The sequence below is a fragment of the Pseudomonas sp. BF-R-19 genome (assembly GCF_019956445.1).
Lineage (GTDB): Bacteria > Pseudomonadota > Gammaproteobacteria > Pseudomonadales > Pseudomonadaceae > Aquipseudomonas > Aquipseudomonas fluorescens_BH.
On the sequence record NZ_JAHBDN010000030.1, the window covers coordinates 15,535 to 34,670 of the forward strand.

At 58.0% G+C, this 19,136-nt stretch carries 13 protein-coding genes and 1 pseudogene; 4 read left to right on the plus strand and 10 right to left on the minus strand.

Features of this window, described 5'->3' with window-relative positions:
• Positions 1 to 144 precede the first annotated feature (144 nt).
• The 8 genes and pseudogenes from wecC to acnA form a co-directional block, all read right to left on the minus strand.
• Positions 145 to 1,410: a UDP-N-acetyl-D-mannosamine dehydrogenase gene (gene wecC, locus KGB28_RS02515; protein WP_223441965.1), complete on the minus strand. Its 1,266-nt coding sequence runs from the start codon at positions 1,408 to 1,410 to the stop codon at positions 145 to 147.
• Positions 1,411 to 1,480: 70 nt separating this feature from the next.
• Positions 1,481 to 2,611 (minus strand): non-hydrolyzing UDP-N-acetylglucosamine 2-epimerase, encoded by a 1,131-nt coding sequence (gene wecB / locus KGB28_RS02520; RefSeq protein WP_223441968.1) that lies wholly within the window; start codon positions 2,609 to 2,611, stop codon positions 1,481 to 1,483.
• 80 nt (positions 2,612 to 2,691) lie between these two features.
• A complete protein-coding gene (locus KGB28_RS02525; RefSeq protein ID WP_411740568.1) occupies positions 2,692 to 4,083 on the minus strand; it encodes an undecaprenyl-phosphate glucose phosphotransferase in 1,392 nt (463 codons plus the stop codon).
• Between the two features lie 771 nt (positions 4,084 to 4,854).
• Positions 4,855 to 5,361, minus strand: a complete 507-nt coding sequence (gene rfaH, locus KGB28_RS02530) for a transcription/translation regulatory transformer protein RfaH (protein ID WP_223441971.1) — start codon at positions 5,359 to 5,361, stop codon at positions 4,855 to 4,857.
• A gap of 54 nt (positions 5,362 to 5,415) precedes the next feature.
• Entirely contained in the window at positions 5,416 to 7,653 is a 2,238-nt protein-coding gene (locus KGB28_RS02535) for a polysaccharide biosynthesis tyrosine autokinase (RefSeq protein ID WP_223441973.1), read from the minus strand.
• Between the two features lie 24 nt (positions 7,654 to 7,677).
• Entirely contained in the window at positions 7,678 to 8,112 is a 435-nt protein-coding gene (locus tag KGB28_RS02540; protein ID WP_223441975.1) for a low molecular weight protein-tyrosine-phosphatase, read from the minus strand.
• 216 nt (positions 8,113 to 8,328) lie between these two features.
• A pseudogene (locus KGB28_RS02545) lies at positions 8,329 to 9,104 on the minus strand (type II CAAX prenyl endopeptidase Rce1 family protein).
• 100 nt (positions 9,105 to 9,204) lie between these two features.
• A complete protein-coding gene (acnA, locus tag KGB28_RS02550; RefSeq protein WP_223441977.1) occupies positions 9,205 to 11,946 on the minus strand; it encodes an aconitate hydratase AcnA in 2,742 nt (913 codons plus the stop codon).
• Positions 11,947 to 12,168: 222 nt separating this feature from the next.
• Between acnA and rlmM the strand changes: the two genes are divergently transcribed.
• Both rlmM and tusA read left to right on the plus strand, forming a co-directional pair.
• The gene (gene rlmM / locus KGB28_RS02555) at positions 12,169 to 13,242 is read left to right on the plus strand and encodes a 23S rRNA (cytidine(2498)-2'-O)-methyltransferase RlmM (RefSeq protein WP_223441979.1); all 1,074 of its coding nucleotides are present in this window, start codon (positions 12,169 to 12,171) and stop codon (positions 13,240 to 13,242) included.
• A gap of 200 nt (positions 13,243 to 13,442) precedes the next feature.
• The gene (gene tusA, locus KGB28_RS02560; RefSeq protein WP_056721984.1) at positions 13,443 to 13,694 is read left to right on the plus strand and encodes a sulfurtransferase TusA; all 252 of its coding nucleotides are present in this window, start codon (positions 13,443 to 13,445) and stop codon (positions 13,692 to 13,694) included.
• 48 nt (positions 13,695 to 13,742) lie between these two features.
• Here tusA and KGB28_RS02565 read toward each other — a convergent pair whose 3' ends face one another.
• Positions 13,743 to 15,152 (minus strand): MATE family efflux transporter, encoded by a 1,410-nt coding sequence (locus KGB28_RS02565; protein WP_223441981.1) that lies wholly within the window; start codon positions 15,150 to 15,152, stop codon positions 13,743 to 13,745.
• A 363-nt stretch (positions 15,153 to 15,515) separates the two neighbouring features.
• Here KGB28_RS02565 and pdxB point away from each other — a divergent pair, with 363 nt between their 5' ends.
• Positions 15,516 to 16,658, plus strand: coding sequence for a 4-phosphoerythronate dehydrogenase PdxB (pdxB, locus tag KGB28_RS02570; RefSeq protein ID WP_223441983.1), 1,143 nt, complete (start codon positions 15,516 to 15,518; stop codon positions 16,656 to 16,658).
• Between the two features lie 188 nt (positions 16,659 to 16,846).
• Here pdxB and KGB28_RS02575 read toward each other — a convergent pair whose 3' ends face one another.
• Entirely contained in the window at positions 16,847 to 17,026 is a 180-nt protein-coding gene (locus tag KGB28_RS02575) for a PA1571 family protein (protein WP_007987263.1), read from the minus strand.
• Between the two features lie 251 nt (positions 17,027 to 17,277).
• Between KGB28_RS02575 and KGB28_RS02580 the strand changes: the two genes are divergently transcribed.
• Positions 17,278 to 19,095: an ABC transporter transmembrane domain-containing protein gene (locus KGB28_RS02580; protein ID WP_223442158.1), complete on the plus strand. Its 1,818-nt coding sequence runs from the start codon at positions 17,278 to 17,280 to the stop codon at positions 19,093 to 19,095.
• Positions 19,096 to 19,136: the final 41 nt, after the last annotated feature.

Genomic DNA, 19,136 nt, shown 5'->3' on the forward strand with positions numbered 1-19,136 from the left:
AATTGTTATGTGGTGCATAGAGAATTTATTTAATGTTCGCGACTATTAAAAATAGGCTTTTTTTCAATTATAAGTTCCATGGGCTTGCTTTCCAGTGTGAAACTACTGCACGATTTTAGTTGCGTGTTGCTGGAGTGGTGTTTGTCAACTAAGAATGCCGCGTGCGTCAATACAGATCTTCTCTAAAAATAGATTTTTTGGTGTGTCTTTAAATTCCTTGTGATCAACAAGTAGTAGCACGATATCCGCCTCCGCTAACGAACGTTCGATATTGGTGAGCTCGAGCTTTGTCACTAGATTGTCAGGTAGTTTTTCTATGTTTGGTTCGACTGTGAATACGCGACCGGAATGCAAGGCCGCTATTTGCATTGCGATGGCAAGTGCAGGGCTTTCTCGAAGATCATCGATATCCGGTTTGAATGCTAGCCCAAAGCACGCAATGGTAATATCTCGCGCCGTTCTGTCTTGTTTGTCTTTCAAGAATTCGGAAATTGCTAGTTTAACTTTCTCAATTATCCATTGAGGTTTGCTATCATTTACTTCACGAGCTGTGCGAATTAATTTCGCTTGTTCCGGTGTCTTGCTGACAATAAACCATGGGTCAACTGCAATGCAGTGACCTCCGACACCAGGGCCGGGTTGAAGTATGTTAACTCGGGGGTGGCGGTTTGCCAGACGAATTAGCTCCCAAACACTAATGTCTAATTTATCGCAGATCATCGAAAGTTCATTGGCGAAAGCGATATTTACGTCGCGGAAGCTGTTTTCAGTAAGTTTGCACATTTCCGCTGTGCGGGCATTGGTGACAATGCATTCGCCTTGGACGAAGATCTTGTAGAGACTAATGGCTAGTTCTGAACACTTCGGCGTCATGCCCCCGATTACCCGGTCATTCTGTACTAGTTCGCGCAGTACGTGGCCCGGCAATACGCGCTCAGGGCAGTGAGCAATTCGGATGTCTGAGCTTTCACCATGGGTTTGCGGAAAGCTCAAGTCCGGACGAGCGACAGAAAGCCACGCGGCCATCTGCTCGGTGGCTCCTACCGGAGAAGTCGATTCAAGAATAACCAAGTCGCCTTTCTTCAGTACCGGGGCAATGCTTTTACTGGCGGACTCGATATAGCTCAGATCCGGTTCATGGTTGCCCTTGAAAGGTGTCGGTACGGCAATTAGAAATGCGTCAGCAGGTTCTGGTTTGGTAGTTGCGCGTAAATAACCTTCAGTTACGGCTGCGTGCACAACCATGTCCAAGTCTGGCTCAACGATATGAATTTGTCCGCGATTGATGATATCTACCGCGCTTTGATTAACGTCAACTCCGATGACTTTTTTCTTGCGTGAAGCGAATACGGCCGCTGTGGGCAAACCGATATAGCCGAGACCAATGACAGAGATGGTTGCGAAAGGCATGAAACGTCCTTGCTTAATGATAGTTGAATTCGATGTTAACTTGATTGCCGTCGAGCGAAGTGATGGCTCTCTAGTTGGAAGTGTGATGGCCGAGTAGCGTTTCAAGAATGCGTTGGCAAGCGTTGCCGTCACCATAGGGATTATGGGCAACGCTCATTGTGCGGTAAGCAACTGGGTCGATCAGTAGGCGGTTCAATTCCCGGACGATGTTGGCGGTTTGGGTACCGACCAACTTCACTGTGCCAGCGGCGACTGCTTCCGGTCGTTCTGTCGTATCGCGCATTACTAGTACCGGTTTGCCCAGCGAAGGCGCTTCTTCTTGAATGCCGCCAGAGTCGGTCAGGATGATGTGCGCGCGGCTCATCATGTAGACGAAAGGGAGGTAGTCCAGAGGCTCAATCAAATGGACATTGTCGATCCCAGTCAGTAGACGATTGACAGGCTCGCGGACATTGGGATTGAGATGCACGGGATAAACGATATCGACCTCTGGATGTTGCTGGGCAACCTCCATTAGCGCTTGGCAGATTCGCTCAAAGCCGTCGCCGAAACTTTCTCGACGATGGCCAGTAACGAGGATCAACTTGCGGCTAGGATCAAGAAACGCGCTGGGTGCCGCCGCTCTGCTGTTTAGCGCCTGATCCTGATCCAGGCGTGCTATGACGCCAAGCAAAGCATCGATTACCGTGTTGCCTGTGATGATGATGCTCTCAGGGGTGACGCCTTCATGCAGCAAGTTGACTTGCGAGGTTTCAGTTGGGGCGAAGTGCAGGTTGGCCAGTGCGCCTGTGAGCTTACGGTTGCCTTCTTCAGGCCATGGCGAATAGAGGTTGCCCGTCCGTAGGCCCGCTTCCACGTGCGCGACCGGAATTTGATGGTAGTAGGCCGCAAGACTGGCTGCAAAGGTGGTCGCGGTGTCTCCGTGTACCAAAACAACATCCGGTTTGAATTGCGCAAATACGCTCTTCAAGCCTTGCATGATTGCCGTACTGACGTCCGTCAGGTCCTGGCCGGGTTTCATGATGTTCAGATCGAAATCTGGCTGGATGGCAAACAGGTCAAGCACTTGGTCGAGCATCTCGCGGTGTTGGCCTGTAACGCAGACCTTTGCATCGAAACGATCGTCAGACGCAAGTGCAAGAACCAGTGGAGCCATCTTGATAGCTTCGGGACGGGTGCCAAAGACGCAGAGGGTTTTCATTAGATACAGGCCATAATATTGGTGTTTGGTAGTGTCGAGGGTTGCGCTGAATAAGTGCTGTAACGAAAGGGCGACACGCTTCAGTAAATATTCTTCGATAGCAGCGTGAACGGCGTCTTGATCAATATCTTGATGTCCAGCCACAACGACCAGTTATTGATATATGCAAGATCCAGCTCTACACGCTTCTCCATCTTGTCAATAGTTTCCGTCTCTCCTCGGTAACCGCTGATCTGTGCCAGTCCGGTAATCCCAGGTTTGATTCGGTGTCGAGCCATATAGGCATCAATTTTTCCGGTGTAGTAATCGTTATGGGCCACGGCGTGAGGTCGCGGGCCAACCAGCGACATGCGGCCCTGCAGCGCATTGAACAGCTGCGGCAATTCATCAATGGAGGTGCGGCGGATAAAGCGACCGACTCGGGTGATGCGTGGGTCTTCACGGCTAGCCTGTTTGACTTCCTGGTCGTCGTGCATGCGCATGGAGCGAAACTTCCAGACCTTGATGATCTTACCGTTCCAGCCATGGCGTTTTTGTTTGAACAGCACGGGGCCGGGCGATGACATCTTCACCGCGAGGGCGGTGACCAATAACACCGGACTGAGCATGATAATGGCGAGCAGTGCGACGGTGCGATCCAGTAAGGCTTTGGAGAGCGCTGCGGTCGGGTAAGAGGTTAGCGGGCTCTCATTTAGGTGGATCGCAGGGAGCCCCTCGATTTTCGATACTGAGTGGTTCAGCAGAATCAAGCTTCGCAGGTCGGGAATCCAGATGACGTCGACGCTGGAGTCCAGCAAATCGATGTAAAGTTCCTCGATCTTTTCGGCTTCGGTCAGTGGCAATGCTATGTAAAGTCGGCGAATGCGATGGGTCGCGATCAGGTCGCGCAAGTGGGCGAGACTGCCCAGAATAGGGTAAAGGCTATCGCTTGGTAACGGCAGGTCGTCCGTCGCCACTAAGCCTATCAGCGGTTCGTTTTTTTGCAGGGCTAGTTTGTCTGCAAGGTCGAGGGCCAACTCGCCCGTGCCGACGATCAGCGACGTGCGAGCAGCCTGAAGTTTCTGTTGGTAGCGTCTGGCCAGATTATGCAATGGCAAGTACAGGCAAGCTTGCAGTGCGAAACCAGCGAAGATCCACGTCAGGATCACTTCGCGGGAGAATAGTTCGCTGGTCTTGGTGATGAAGGCTATAACCATCAAGCCCGAGAGCAACACTAGCCATCCGGCAAGCAGACGGCCAAGTCCGACCACGTAGCCATGATGCTTGTGGTAGACCTGCATCATGGAATACGCCGGTACCGAACCCAGCAGCATGAACGCGCTAAGCATGCGGTATTGGGTATCGACGTCCCCTGTCTTCATCACAGCCAGTGCGCAAAGAAGGAGAATGAGTACGGAGGTTGCGGCCAGCCATTGAGCCCAGAACGTAAGGCTGCGGCCTGCTGGCATCGTGGTGCTGCGCTTGCGTATCAAGATAAGGTCCCTCGCGTTGGATGGACATAGCCGTCCAGGCTGTGCCCGCTGAGAGGAGGAATTACCTCCATGCGGCTGGAGTTACTGTTTGGGCCTGAGGCACAAACCGGTCCTTGTCGTGGCGTTCCCCATATCCGTGGCGGGGGACGCACTTGCCTTGGCCAATATCAAGGTTTTTGGCACGCTACCGCCCCAGGATTTACCGTTGGTTTCCTGAGAACGTGCGCCGTGGGTGCGACGTGAGCCGAATGCGCAAGCGCTGGCAATTTTTAGGGAGAAAGGATCAATCAGGCAGGGCCGAGTCTTTGCTCGGTTAATAGCACGCAGAGGAGATAAGTCTTTCCTTGACTGCTGCACAACAGGAGGTCTGTGCAATGGCATCCCGCCGAAATGAGCTGTTTTCTCAGCCGACGGCGCATTTTACTGATTTGGTAGGAAAAGTGAAGGCAAATACAGTCCCCACTGAAAGATCCTACATACAGGACTGTGTGTTGTGAGTAATGGATCACGGATTCAGTTTTGGGAATGACTTGCTGGAGTAGTGGCTTTTTGATATTTATATGAAGTTTTAGGCGGTGCAGATTCGGGTTTTGGTGGAAAGCGGCGTAATTGATTGTAGTGGCAGGGGGGGCTTTGTCAGGTACGTGCGGCGGGTGTTTTTACGGGAAGGGGCTATAGCGTGGTTTAAGGTCAAAAGATCACAGCCTCTGGCAGCTCCTACAGGGGGGGGATGCGGATGTATTGTTTTTGTTTTAGAGAGCGAGTGTGGGGTCAGGTTTTTTCTATGGCGCTGATCGGGATACTAAGGGTGTGTTCGCGATGCAGGAGTTGAAGGAGGATTACGATGCGTTCGGCGCCGTCGCGGGAGAGGAAGATGGCCTCGAGTTCTTTGTAGCTGCCGCTGTTGATTCGCACGCGGTCTCCGGGCTCAAGCGATACGGATTCTTGCGGATTTTCTCTGAGTCGTTGTTTGAGTTGGTCGATGAGTTCGTCTGCTACGGCGATAGGCTGTTTGCCGAACGTCACCAGTTGGTTCACTCCGCGAGTTGAGCGGATGGGGTGCCAGTTATCGTTCAGTTGGTCGAGCTGGATGAACAGGTAGCCAGGGAACAATGACTCCACCGAAGTGGTTCGACGGCCGCGCTGGATACGTTCGATGTGATGGGTGGGGCGGTAGCACTTGAAGGCTTGGCGCGTCAGGTTTTCCTCGGCGCGTGAGTCTTGCCGTGGTTTGCACTGGATCAGGTACCAGCGGGGTGGCGGATGCTGGGGAGGCATGCAGAGGCTCTCATGGGTCGATCAGGGCAGCGGTGCTGCCCTGATATTCCGGTGTTATTTGTCTGAAGCGTATTCGTATTGGTAGTAGCTGTAGTTGCCATAACCGTAGGCAGACGCTTTGCGTTCCACGGCGTTGAAAATCGCGCCTTTGATAACAATGCCGTTTTGTTCGAAGCGGCGCTTGGTCACCAGGATTTCCTTGGCGGCATTGACGCCGAAACGGGTCACCATCAGGCTTGTACCCGCCTGGCGTCCGACCAGGGCGGCATCGGTGACCGCGAGGATCGGCGGGGTGTCGATGATGACCAGGTCGTACTGGCTGCTGACGTTTTCCAGAAACTGGGTGAAGTTGCTGTGCATCAGCAATTCCGATGGGTTAGGTGGAATCTGTCCGCGGGTGATGACGTGGAGGTTATCCACCTCGGTCGCGTGGGTCGCGGTGTCCAGGTCGATTTTGCCGGCTAGCAGGTCAGATAAGCCATTACTCACGTCTTTGCGGAACAGTTTGTTCAGGTAACCCTTGCGCATGTCGGCGTCGACCAGCAGCACCTTCTGCCCGGTCTGGGCGATGATGGCCGCCAGGTTACCCGAGACGAAGGATTTGCCCACAGCCGGACTCGGGCCGGAGATCATCAGGATGTTGTTCTTGGCTTCTAGGGTTGCGAAGTGCAGGCTGGTACGCAGGCTGCGTAACGATTCCACGGCAAGGTCTGCGGGGTTGTTCACTGCCAACAGAAGAGAGCCAGTAGTGGAGCGGCCGTTACCCTTAACATTGCTTTCAATAAGGGACTGTCCCTTACTGAGCGGGATCGAGGCATAAACAGGAATGCCTAGCTGTTCGATGGCCTCCGGATCTTCAATGCCGCGGTTCAACGCTTTGCGGATCAGTACGTAAGCCACGGCAATCAACCCGCCGAGCAAGGTGGCGATCAGCACGATCAGCGATTTTTTTGGTTTGACCGGTTTCTCGATATTTGCGTCCGCCGAGTCGATGATACGGACATTGCCCACCGTGCCCGCACGGACGATGTCCAACTCCTGGGTTTTGTTCAGAAGTTGGGTGTAGATTTCGGTGGTGACCTGCATGTCGCGAGCCAGGCGCAGCAATTCCTGCTGGGTTTCCGGCAGGTTCTTGACTTTCTTTTCCAGTGCGAGTTTTGTTTGGTTGAGTTGGCCCATTTGGGTTATCAGCGCCTGGTAGGCTGGGTGCTCGCGGGTGAAGCGGTGCTCCATTTCCGCTTGCTTGAGCTTCAGTTCAGAGATGAGGGTTTCCAAGGCTACGATCTGATCGAGCACGGCTTTAGTTTCGATGGTGATGTCCACCGAGCGGGCGCTGGTTTGGTAGGCGTTGAGCTGGCCTTCAGCTTTTTCCAGCTGCTTACGCACATCCGGTAACTGAGTTCGCAGGAACTCAAGGCTTTGCGCCGCCTCGGCGGAGTTGCGCTCAACGTTCTGCAATACATAGAGGCGGCTAATTTCATCCAGTACCCTTTTGGCCAGTACGGGATTTTCGTTTTCCAGCGACAGCGCGATAATGCCGGATTCTTTACCGCGCTCGCTGGCCGACACATCTTCCTGGTACTGCAAAATGGTATTGAGGCGACGCTGTTTGGTAACGCTGAACAGCGCACCAACGTTTGCATTAAGTGCGGCTACTTGTAACTTGAAGCCATTCTGCTCTAGCGTTTCGCCAGCTTCGCCTGTTACAACGACGTCGTCGTCGTCGTCGTCGACTAGGGTGAAGGCTCCATTGGCTCCGGCGCGTAGCGTCAGCGTTTTGCCCAGGTAATCATCCGGTACTTCCAGTTGGAAGATGTCGAGTTTTTCGCCACCCCATGTATAGCTGTTCAAACCAAACAATGGAGAGGCCAGCTCGTTTGGATTGGTTGGCTGAAAGCGTCGGCTCAGGAAGTGACCGATCAGCGGGAAATAGTTCGGCTGGATGATAATGTCGAGCTTGAGGTTCTCCACCGCCTTGCCCAGCACTGCTCGGGATCTGAGTAACTCAATTTCGGTCACCGCCGGGGAGGTGCCTCCGAACATCTCGCTCATTTCCCCCATGCCGCCTAGCGCGGCCAAGCCGCCTTTTTTCTCCTCGACCTGGACTAGTGCATTCGCTTGATAGATCGGCGTTGACAACAGGGCGACAGCGACACCCACTGCGCAAAAAAACGCGGTGATGCCGATGATGATCCACTTGCTATCGATCAAGGTGCCGAATAGCGCGAGTAGATCGATTTCATCATCGTCGTCGCGGTGTTCCTGAATAGGTAGGCTGTTTTGGCTTGGCATGCGGGGTACTTTTACAAGAGGTGATTATAATTTTTGCGACCAGCTGTCGACGCCTTGCGTCATCAGTTGGTAAACGTGTTCGAAGGCGACTTTCTGCTGGCGGTAGGGGTCGGGAATTTCCTGGTTGTTCTGCCATTTGCCCAGCAGGAACGTCTTGCCGCGGACTTCCGGCGCCATACGGGCGATGCTGTCCACATGGCGTTGTTCCATGGTGAGGATGACATCGGCTTGTTGCAGATGTTCGCGAGTCAGTTGCCGGGCTTTGTGGTCCGGGTGATCGCCGCCATGCTCGCGCAGTACTTCCAGCGCGGTCTTGTCCATGGGGTTGTCTACAAGCGCGCCGAGGCCCGCCGAGCTGACGTCGATGCCGCGATGGGCCAGTCTGCTTTTAAGCAGGGCTTCGACGGTGGGGCTGCGGCAGATGTTGCCGACGCATACGACCAGGATTTTATTGAACATAGGGCTGCGATGGTTGCGATATCGAGGGTGATGACCGCACAGGCAGCAGGAAGGAGGGGTGGAATTCCTTTCCAACGCAACAGTACGGCTTTCTCCGGTGCATTGCTGCCGCCGGGGTCATTTCAAAAGCGTTCACTCTAGAGGCGTAGGGGGGGGGGGTCAAGGCTCAGCTGTGATTTTCTGTCGTACGGGCGTTTGCCTTTGCTGGAAGTATTATTATGCCATCACTGGGTAAGTGAACAGGCCGAAGTGCAGCAGATTCAAGCCGAAGTGGGTGGCGACTGAGGCGGCCAAACCTGCGTAGCGGTAGGCCAGACCGTAGCCGATACCGGCCAGGGTCGCCAGGAAGACCCATTGCCAGCCGGCGCCCCAGTGGGCCAGGCCGAACAGTAGCGCAGCGAGAAGCAGGGCGAGGTGTTCGCCGTAGGGCAGGTGTTTGAGTCGCTGGGTGAGGCCGCCTTGTATATAGCCGCGGAACAGGGCTTCTTCGACCAGGGTGACCAGCAGGAGGTTGTTGAGGAGCCAGAGTCGGGCGACGTCGGGCCATTTGGGGGACCATTCGATGATGCCGAGCAGGCAGGCGCTCGCGAGGGTGAGCAGGGCGGTCAGGCTGAGGGTTATGGCGCTTGTTTTGAGGGTTTGGGTGAGGGAGCGTTGGGCGATGATCCAGGGGCAGGCGAGGATGAGCCAGAAGCCGATCAGGGGCTTGTCGAGGTTCAGGTACATCGAGAAGGGGATGGCGTTTTCGCTGAAGCGTTGTGGGGGGATGACTTGCGCGTTGTGGAAGCCTGGCAGGTAGTGGAGGGCCAGGGTTAGGGCGAGGAGGATGAATAGGGTGTGGCCCAGGTAGCGGGCGTAGGGGGGGGTGGTTGGATGGCGAGGCCGGCGAGCAGGAATATGGTGAGGGGGAGGGCTGCCTGGAAGGAGAGTTGGCCGTGGGTGAGTGCTAGGATGTAGCCGGCGGTGAGGAGCGTCAGGTACGGCCAGGGCAGTCGGAGCTTGCTCCTTCAGGCGGGGGGATTCATGGGTTGTGTGAATATCCGGGAAGTGGATGCGGGGTTGGTGTTGGGCACCAACCCCGTTTTGGTGGGTTCAGGAGGCTATTAGCTGGCGCAGGACGTAGTGCAGGATGCCTCCGGATTTGAAGTATTCGACTTCGTTCAGGGTGTCGATTCGGCACAGGACTTCGATTTTTTCGCGGCGGCCGTCGGGGCGGGTGATGGCCAGGGTCAGGTTCATGCGGGGTGTCAGTTCGACGTTGGTCAGGCCGAGGATGTCGAGGGTTTCTTTGCCGGTGAGGTTGAGGCTTTTGCGGTTCTGGTCGAGTTTGAATTGCAGGGGCAGCACGCCCATGCCGACGAGGTTGGAGCGGTGGATGCGTTCGAAGCTTTCGGCGATGACGGCTTTGACACCGAGCAGGTTGGTGCCTTTGGCGGCCCAGTCGCGGCTGGAGCCGGTGCCGTATTCTTGGCCGGCGATGACCACCAGCGGGGTGCCGGTGGCCTGGTAGCGCATGGCGGCGTCGTAGATCGGGATTTTTTCGCCGGTCGGGATGTAGAGCGTGTTGCCGCCTTCTTCACCGCCGAGCATTTCGTTGCGTATGCGGATGTTGGCGAAGGTGCCGCGCATCATCACTTCATGGTTGCCACGCCGCGAGCCGTAGGAATTGAAGTCTCGCGGTTCCACGCCCTTGTCGCGCAGGTATTGCCCTGCCGGGCTGTCGACCTTGATGTTGCCGGCCGGGGAGATGTGGTCGGTGGTCACCGAGTCGCCGAGCAGTGCGAGGATCCTGGCGCCGTTGACATCCTTGACCACGGGCGGCGGGCCGCCGATGTCGTCGAAGAACGGTGGGTGCTGGATGTAAGTCGAGTCGGACTGCCAGACATAGGTCGCCGCCTGCGGTACTTCAATCGCCTGCCATTGCGCGTCACCGGCAAACACCTCGGCGTATTCCTTGTGGAACATGGCGGTGTTGACCTGACTCACGGCGTCGGCAATTTCCTTGCTGCTTGGCCAGATGTCCCGCAGGTAAACCGGCTTGCCGTCCTTGTCATCGCCCAACGGCTCGCGGCTGAGGTCGGTGCGAACCGTGCCGGCCAGCGCATAGGCGACCACCAGCGGCGGGGAGGCCAGCCAGTTGGTTTTCACCAGCGGATGCACCCGGCCTTCGAAGTTGCGATTGCCCGAGAGCACGGAGGCCACGGTGAGGTCGGCTTGCTGGATGGCTTTCTCGATGGGCTCCGCCAGCGGCCCGGAATTACCGATGCAGGTGGTGCAGCCATAGCCGACCAGGGCAAACCCCAGCTCATCGAGGTAATGGGTCAGGCCGGCCGCCTTGTAGTAGTCGGTGACCACTTTCGAGCCGGGGGCCAGCGAGCTCTTCACCCAGGGTTTGCGTTTCAGGCCTTTTTCCACGGCCTTCTTCGCCACCAGCCCGGCCGCCATCATCACGCTGGGGTTGGAGGTGTTGGTGCAGGAGGTGATCGCGGCGATAACCACGGCGCCGTTTTTCAGGCGATAGGTCTGGCCTTCGTAATCGTAATCCGCTTCGCCGGCCATATCGGCATTGCCGACGGCAACACCGCCACCGCCTTCACTTTCCAGGCGGCCTTCTTCCTTGCTGGTGGGCTTGAATTGCAGGTCGGTGAAGTCGCTGAACGCTTGCGCGACGTTGGGCAGCGACACCCGGTCCTGTGGGCGTTTTGGTCCGGCGAGGCTGGCTTCGACGCTGCCCATGTCCAGTGCCAGGCTGTCGGTGAACAGCGGTTGCTGGCCGGGCAGGCGCCACAGGCCCTGGGCCTTGCTGTAGGCCTCCACCAGTTGCACCGTTTCCAGGGGCCGGCCGGACAGGCGCAGGTATTCCAGCGTGACGTCGTCCACCGGGAAGAAACCGCAGGTGGCGCCGTATTCCGGGGCCATGTTGGCGATGGTCGCGCGGTCGGCCAGGGGCAGGTCGGCTAGGCCATCGCCGTAGAATTCGACGAATTTGCCCACCACGCCTTTCTTGCGCAGCATCTGGGTGACGGTCAGCACCAGGTCGGTGGCGGTGATGCCTTCCTTGAGCTTGCCGGTGAGTTTGAAGCCGATGACTTCGGGAATCAGCATCGACACCGGTTGCCCGAGCATTGCCGCCTCCGCCTCGATACCGCCGACGCCCCAGCCAAGCACGCCGAGGCCGTTGATCATGGTGGTGTGGGAATCGGTGCCGACCAGGGTGTCGGGGAAGGCGTAGGTACGGCCGTCCTCGTCCTTGGTCCAGACCGTGCGGCCGAGGTATTCAAGGTTCACCTGGTGGCAGATGCCGGTGCCCGGTGGCACCACGCTGAAATTGTCGAAGGCACTCTGGCCCCAGCGCAGGAACGCATAACGTTCGCCATTGCGCTGCATTTCAATGTCGACGTTCTGCTCGAAGGCGCTGCTGCTGGCGAACTTGTCGACCATCACCGAGTGGTCGATCACCAGGTCCACCGGCGACAGCGGGTTGATCCGCTGCGGATTGCCGCCGGCCTTGGCCATCGCCGCGCGCATGGCGGCCAAGTCGACCACCGCCGGTACGCCGGTGAAGTCCTGCATCAGCACCCGCGCCGGGCGGTACTGGATTTCGCGGTCGGAGCGACGCTCCTTGAGCCACGCGGCCAGCGCCTTGAGGTCGGCGCCGGTGACGGTTTTTTCGTCCTCCCAGCGCAGCAGGTTTTCCAGCAGGACTTTCAACGACATCGGCAACTTGTCCAGATCGCCCAGGCTTTTGGCGGCATCGGGCAGGCTGAAGTAGTGGTAGGTCTTGTTGCCGACTTGCAGGGTCTTGAGCGTTTTCAGGCTATCGAGGGACGGCATTGCGATCACTCCTTTGAGTCCGCACGGCTACGGACAGAGGGAACGGATAGAGGACTAAACCTAGTCCTCTTTAGTGCTTAAGGCTAATAACTGGACTCTATGGGCAAGTCCGAGGTTCCGAAGTCGGCTATCATGCGCGGGTTTTCGTGACAGGCTTTGCTTCAACGCAAGCCTGGGCATCGCGCAGTGGCCGAAATTCCTCGTCATTGCCCAGGAGTAAGAATGAACACCCTCTTTATGCATTGCCGGCCGGGCTTCGAAGGCGAAGTCTGTTCCGAGATTTCCGACCTCGCCGCGCGCTTGAACGTGGCCGGTTATGCCAAGGCCAAAGCTGCAACTGCCTGCGCCGAATTTGTCTGCACCGAAGAAGACGGCGCCGAGCGCCTGATGCGCGGGCAGCGTTTCGCCGAGCTGATCTTCCCGCGCCAGTGGGCCCGGGGGATTTTCATCGATCTGCCGGAAACCGACCGCATCAGCGTGATCCTCGCGCATATGGCGGACTTTCCGCTGTGCGGCAGCCTGTGGCTGGAAATGGTCGACACCAATGACGGCAAGGAACTGTCGAACTTCTGCAAGAAATTCGAAGTGCATCTGCGCAAGGCGCTGATGGCGGCCGGCAAACTGGTGGAAGATGCCCACAAGCCGCGCCTGTTGCTGACCTTCAAGAGCGGCCGCGAAGTGTTCATGGGCCTGGCGGAGTCGAACAACTCGGCGATGTGGCCGATGGGCATTCCGCGATTGAAATTCCCCCGCGAGGCACCGAGCCGCTCGACCCTCAAGCTGGAAGAGGCCTGGCACCACTTCATCCCGCGCGACCAGTGGGACGAGCGCCTGCACAGTGACATGACCGGTGTTGACCTCGGGGCAGCCCCCGGCGGTTGGACCTGGCAATTGGTCAACCGTGGCATGCTGGTGACCGCCATCGACAACGGCCCGATGGCCGAAAGCCTGATGGACACCGGTCTGGTGCAACATCTGATGGCCGACGGCTTCACCTTCAAGCCCAAACAACCGGTGGACTGGATGGTCTGCGACATCGTCGAGAAACCGGCGCGCAACGCCGCGATGCTGGAAGAGTGGATTGGCGAGGGGCATTGCCGCGAAGCGGTGGTCAACCTCAAGCTGCCGATGAAGCAGCGTTACGCCGAAGTGAAGCGTTTGCTCGAGCGCATTGCCGATGGCTTCAAGGGAAGGGGCATCAAGGTCGAGATTGGCTGCAAGCAGCTGTACCACGACCGCGAGGAAGTGACTTGCCATTTGCGCCGGCTGGATGTGAAGAAGCCGAAATCCCGCTGATATCCATCCATGGCTTTTGTGGCGAGGGAGCTTGCTCCCGCTGGGCTGCGAAGCAGCCCTAAAGTCAGCTATCAGCTATGGGTGTGTCTGACACACCACATACACAGGTTTTGCGACGGCTTCGCCGCCGAGCGGGAGCAAGCTCCCTCGCCACAAACCCGGCAATGCGCGACAATGCCGGCCAGTTTCAGGAGTGAATCATGAGTGAAATGCTTGATACGCCGGTAGACGGCACCCTCGACGCCACCGGTCTCAACTGCCCAGAGCCGGTGATGATGCTGCACCAGCATATCCGTGATCTGGTGCCTGGCGGCCTGCTCAAGGTGATCGCCACTGACCCGTCGACCCGTCGCGACATTCCCAAGTTCTGCGTGTTTCTCGATCATGAACTGGTGGCGCAGCACGAAGATGAGGGCACCTACCTCTACTGGATTCGCAAGAAGTCCGTTTAACGGTAGCCAAAAAAAGACCTGCAAAAGCAGGTCTTTTTGTTTGTGCAGTCAACCCGCCGAGCGGCTGTTACGAATCCGCCGGCGCGCACTGAGCGTCAGGCGGATCGACAGCATCAGCGCCGCACAGCTCAAACCGGCAATCAACCCTTCCCATAGCCCGCTCGGGCCGCTGGCCGGACCGAACCAGTCGGTCAGTCCCAGCACGTAGCCGACAGGCAGGCCGATGCCCCAATAGGCGAACAAAGTCAGGATCATCGTTACCCGGGTGTCCTGGTATCCACGCAGCGCGCCCGCGCAGATCACCTGGATGGCATCGGAAAACTGGTACAGCGCGGCATAGACAATCAACATCGACGCAATCTGGATTACGGCCTTGTCAGGCGTGTAGATCGAGGCGATAGGTTCGCGCAGGAGCAGGATCAGGGTCGCCGAGAACGCCGCGAACACCAATGCCGCGCCGAGCCCGACCTTCGCCGCGAAGCGCGCCTGCCAAGGATTGCCGGCCCCCAGTGCCTGACCGACCCGCACGGTCACCGCCATGCCCAGCGAGTAAGGAATCATGAACAGCAACGAGCTGATATTCAGGGCGATTTGATGCCCGGCCACCACGGTGGAGCCGAGACTGCCGATCAACAGGGCGATGACCGCGAAGATGCTGGACTCGGCGAACACGGCGATACCGATCGGCAGGCCAATGCTGACCAGGCGCTTGATCACGGCCCATTTCGGACGGTCGAAGCGCACCAGCACACGGGTGCGGGCATAGAACGGCGCCCAGAAGGTCCAGCCGGCCATGCTCAACGCCATGAACCACATCACGATGCCGCTGGCCCAGCCGCACCCGACGCCGCCCAGGGCTGGTGCGCCGAAATGGCCATAGATCAACGTGTAGTTCAGCGGGATGTTCAGCAGTAGGCCGCACAGGCCAATGACCATGCTCGGACGGGTCCGACCCATGCCATCGCTGTAGCAGCGCAGCACGTAATAAAACGCCATGCCCGGCAAGCCGAAGGCGATCCCGTGCAGGTAACCCATGCTCGGCTCGATCAATTGCGGATCGACTTTCATCCAGTGCAGGATCGGCTCGGCGCCGAGCAGCAGGCCACTGCCGATCAACCCGACACACAGTGCCAGCCACAGCGCCTGGCGTACCAGCGGGCCGATTTCGTCAAACTGCCCGGCGCCAAAGCGTTGCGCGACCTTGGGTGTGGTTGCCAACAGGACGCCGGACATCAACAGGTAGACCGGAATCCAGATCGAATTGCCCAAGGCCACCGAGGCCAGGTCCCGTGGGCTGACGCGGCCGGCCATCACCGCATCGACGAAGCCCATGGCCGTGGTGGCCAGTTGCGCGATCATGATCGGCAGGGCCAGGCCGAGCAGGCCTTTGAGTTCCAGGCGAACGGGCGTCGTCCGCGCCGGAGCTATGGCGGCGGTATTCTCAATTACAGGATTCAATGGCGAAACGTCCAAAAGGTATTGATGCACAGGCGCGCATTCTACGCGTTGACGCGGCAGTCAGGAAAAGACCCGTGTTGTGGATTTGTAATCATCCACCCGATTGTGTGCCGATCATTATTGTGGCGAGGGAGCTTGTCGGATCGCCGCACCGTCCCGTTGGGCCGCGCAGCGGACCCGATTCAAGCGACTCGTTTCAACAGAAACTCCGCCAGCACAGGTTTGGGGACTGCTTCGCAGTCCAGCGGGAGCAAGCTCCCTCGCCACAAGGTGTGTGCTTCCCTTCATATTCAATGCGTCAATGCCCACTGGCCCACCACCAGCATCTACGCCTACACTGCCGATCCGCCAAAGGAGCCTGCCATGCTGATTGTTGCCGACGAAAATATCCCCCTGCTCGATGCCTTCTTTGAAGGTTTCGGTGAAATCCGCCGGGTACCGGGTCGCGCCATCGACCGTGCCACGGTCGAGCAGGCCGATGTGCTCTTGGTGCGTTCGGTGACCAACGTCAATCGCGCGCTGCTCGAGGGCAGCAAGGTGCGCTTTGTCGGTACGTGCACCATCGGCACCGATCATCTGGACCTGAATTACTTGCAGCAGGCCGGTATCACCTGGTCCAGCGCACCGGGCTGCAATGCCCGCGGCGTGGTCGACTATGTGCTCGGCAGTCTGCTGACCCTGGCCGAAATCGAAGGTGTCGACCTGACCCGGCGTACCTACGGCGTGGTCGGTGCCGGCGAAGTGGGTGGCCGGTTGGTCAAGGTCCTGCAAGGCCTGGGCTGGAAGGTGCTGGTGTGCGATCCACCTCGGCAAGCTGCTGAAGGTGGGGATTACGTCAGCCTCGAGCAGATCATCGACGAGTGCGACGTCATCAGCCTGCACACGCCATTGACTAAGCAGGGTCAGCAATCGACCTGGCATTTGTTCGATGAAAAACGTCTGAACCAGCTCAGGTCCGGCACCTGGCTGATCAATGCCAGTCGCGGGCCGGTGGTCAACAACGCGGCCCTGCGCGACGTGCTGCTGGAGCGCGAAGACCTGCAAGCGGTGCTCGATGTCTGGGAAGGCGAGCCTGAAGTCGACGTGGCGCTGGCCGAACTCTGCGTGCTGGCAACGCCACACATTGCCGGTTACAGCCTCGATGGCAAGCAGAGGGGCACCGCGCAGATTTATCAGGCGTATTGCGATTTCCTCGGGCAACCGGCCCGCGTCAGCCTGAGCGATTTGCTGCCGGCACCGTGGCTGTCGCACGTGACCCTCAATGCGCAAAGCGACCCGGCCTGGGCGTTGGCGATGCTATGCCGTGGCGTGTATGACCCGCGACGTGACGATGCGGAATTCCGTCGCAGCCTTGTCGGCAGTGTCAGCGAGCAGCGTGCGGCATTCGATGTGCTGCGCAAGCAATACCCGTCGCGCCGTGAAATCGACGGGTTGCAGGTGCGGATCGAGGGGGATGCGCCTGAGTTGCAGCGGATTGTGGCGGCGTTGGGCGCAACGGCAATCTGATAGACCGTGGCGGCCCCTTCGCGAGCAAGCCCGCACACACTGGATCTTCATGCACCACAAATCCCCTGTGGGAGCGGCGGTGCGACGATTCGACTTGCCCGCGAAGGGCGCGACACAGTCCCGGATTGGATCAGCAGGCATAAAAAACCCGGCCAACAAAGGGCCGGGTCAAGAAGACGGTGGCTATATCACTTTTGTTCGGCAGGTTTGACCAATCGCTTTTCCAGTTCGCTGCAAGCTTTCTGGATCATTTTTTCAGTGATCGGTACTTCGCGACCCTGCTCGTCAATAATCGAGCAACCCAGAGACTGGTCTGGTTGCGTGCGGATCACTTGAATCTTGTCATCGCTGCTGTGTTGCAAGGACATGGCCTGTCTCCTCATCAGGTTGTGTGCTTACTGTAGAACCGCCAGGTGACCGGGCTATGACAACTCCCTGCGATCTTTCCGGGGGGACAGAACCAGTCCACCAGAAATGCCTTCGCGTGGCTACCCGAACTTTAGACCAATAGCGTCTAGCCTCTAGTGTTGCTGGACATAATTAACCTGACTCATTGTGATTTGCAGCGAGCCACCCCATTGAGCGGTATAGGCTGACCCTAATGACTGCCTTGTCCAGGATGATTACGATGCTCTCTGCCCGTCACCGCCGTGCCATTCGCCTGGCCAGCCGTTTCATCGCGCCGTATCGCTGGCAGGCCTTTGGCGCCTTGCTGGCGCTGATCGCCACCGCAGGCATCACCTTGTCCATGGGGCAGGGCATCCGCCTGCTGGTGGACAAGGGGTTCATGACCCAGTCACCGCATCTGCTCAATCAGTCCATCACACTGTTCATGTTGCTGGTGATGGGGCTGGCGATCGGTACGTTTGCAAGGTTTTACCTGGTGTCGTGGATCGGCGAGCGCTGCGTCGCCGATATCCGGCGCAACGTGTTCAATCATCTGATTTACCTGCACCCGGGTTTTTACGAAGACAATCGCAGTTCGGAAATCCAGTCGCGCCTGACCGCCGATACCACGCTGCTGCAATCGGTCATCGGCTCTTCACTGTCGTTGTTTTTGCGCAATCTGTTGATGGTGATCGGCGGGATCGTTCTGTTGTTTGTCACCAACCCCAAGCTCACCAGTATCGTGGTGGTTGCCTTGCCGCTGGTAATTGCGCCGATCCTGATCTTCGGTCGCCGGGTGCGTAACCTCTCACGCCTGAGTCAGGACCGGATTGCCGATATCGGCAGTTATGTGTCGGAAACCCTGGGCCAGATCAAGACCGTGCAGGCCTACAACCACCAGGCCCAGGACGAGCGCCGGTTTGCCGTGACGGTGGAAGAGGCGTTCAACACCGCACGCAAGCGCATCTTCCAGCGGGCCTGGCTGATTACCCTGGTGATCGTGTTGGTCCTGGGTGCGGTCGGGGTGATGCTCTGGGTCGGCGGCATGGACGTCATCGCCGGGCGAATTTCCGCCGGCGAGCTGGCGGCGTTCGTGTTCTACAGCCTGATCGTCGGCAGTGCGTTCGGCACGTTGAGCGAAGTGATTGGCGAGTTGCAGCGGGCAGCCGGCGCGGCCGAGCGGATTGCCGAGTTGCTGCGTTCGGAAAACATCATCCTGCCGCCAGTGGCTGGCGCGGTGACACTGCCGGAGCGGGTCAATGGCCAACTGCAACTGCACAATGTGCGTTTTTCCTACCCGTCGCGGCCGGAAAGTTATGCCGTCGACGGCTTGAACCTGACCGTCAATGCCGGTGAGACGCTGGCGCTGGTCGGGCCATCGGGGGCCGGTAAATCCACGGTGTATGACTTGCTGTTGCGTTTTTACGACCCGGCGGAGGGGCGCATCCTGCTCGATGGCGTGCCGTTGACTCAACTCGATCCGTTGGACCTGCGCCGCTGCTTCGCCCTGGTGTCGCAAACCCCGGCGCTGTTTTTCGGCAGCATTGAAGAAAATATCCGCTACGGCAATCCGCAGGCGACCTTGGCCGAGGTACAGGAGGCGGCAAAAATCGCTTACGCCCATGACTTTATCGAAGCCATGCCCAATGGTTACCAGACCCATCTGGGTGACGGTGGTCTCGGCTTGTCCGGCGGCCAGCGCCAACGCCTGGCTATCGCCCGCGCATTGCTGGTGGACGCGCCGATCCTGCTCCTCGACGAAGCCACCAGCGCCCTCGACGCCCAGAGCGAACACCTGATCCAGCAGGCGCTGCCGAGCCTGATGAAGAATCGAACCACCCTGGTAATCGCCCATCGCCTGGCCACGGTGAAAAACGCCGACCGAATCGCGGTGATGGACCAGGGGAAACTGGTGGCGGTGGGCACGCATCATGAACTGATTGCCAGCAATGCCTTGTATGCGCGGTTGGCAGCGTTGCAGTTTGGTGTCGACGATGATCACGACGCTCACCTTTCCAAAAAAATCGGGAAGGGTCATGAGGTTGAATAAATGCCGAAAGGTTCGGGCAATATGGCGGTCTCAGTGACGAG

Bases quoted from the DNA above. Each gene is read 5' to 3' on its own strand.
- KGB28_RS02540 (WP_223441975.1), bottom strand. From the start codon at position 8,112: ATGTTCAATAAAATCCTGGTCGTATGCGTCGGCAACATCTGCCGCAGC.
- acnA (WP_223441977.1), bottom strand. From the start codon at position 11,946: ATGCCGTCCCTCGATAGCCTGAAAACGCTCAAGACCCTGCAAGTCGGC.
- pdxB (WP_223441983.1), top strand. From the start codon at position 15,516: ATGCTGATTGTTGCCGACGAAAATATCCCCCTGCTCGATGCCTTCTTT.
- rlmM (WP_223441979.1), top strand. From the start codon at position 12,169: ATGAACACCCTCTTTATGCATTGCCGGCCGGGCTTCGAAGGCGAAGTC.
- wecC (WP_223441965.1), bottom strand. From the start codon at position 1,410: ATGCCTTTCGCAACCATCTCTGTCATTGGTCTCGGCTATATCGGTTTG.
- tusA (WP_056721984.1), top strand. From the start codon at position 13,443: ATGAGTGAAATGCTTGATACGCCGGTAGACGGCACCCTCGACGCCACC.
- KGB28_RS02580 (WP_223442158.1), top strand. From the start codon at position 17,278: ATGATTACGATGCTCTCTGCCCGTCACCGCCGTGCCATTCGCCTGGCC.
- KGB28_RS02535 (WP_223441973.1), bottom strand. From the start codon at position 7,653: ATGCCAAGCCAAAACAGCCTACCTATTCAGGAACACCGCGACGACGAT.
- wecB (WP_223441968.1), bottom strand. From the start codon at position 2,611: ATGAAAACCCTCTGCGTCTTTGGCACCCGTCCCGAAGCTATCAAGATG.
- KGB28_RS02575 (WP_007987263.1), bottom strand. From the start codon at position 17,026: ATGTCCTTGCAACACAGCAGCGATGACAAGATTCAAGTGATCCGCACG.
- rfaH (WP_223441971.1), bottom strand. From the start codon at position 5,361: ATGCCTCCCCAGCATCCGCCACCCCGCTGGTACCTGATCCAGTGCAAA.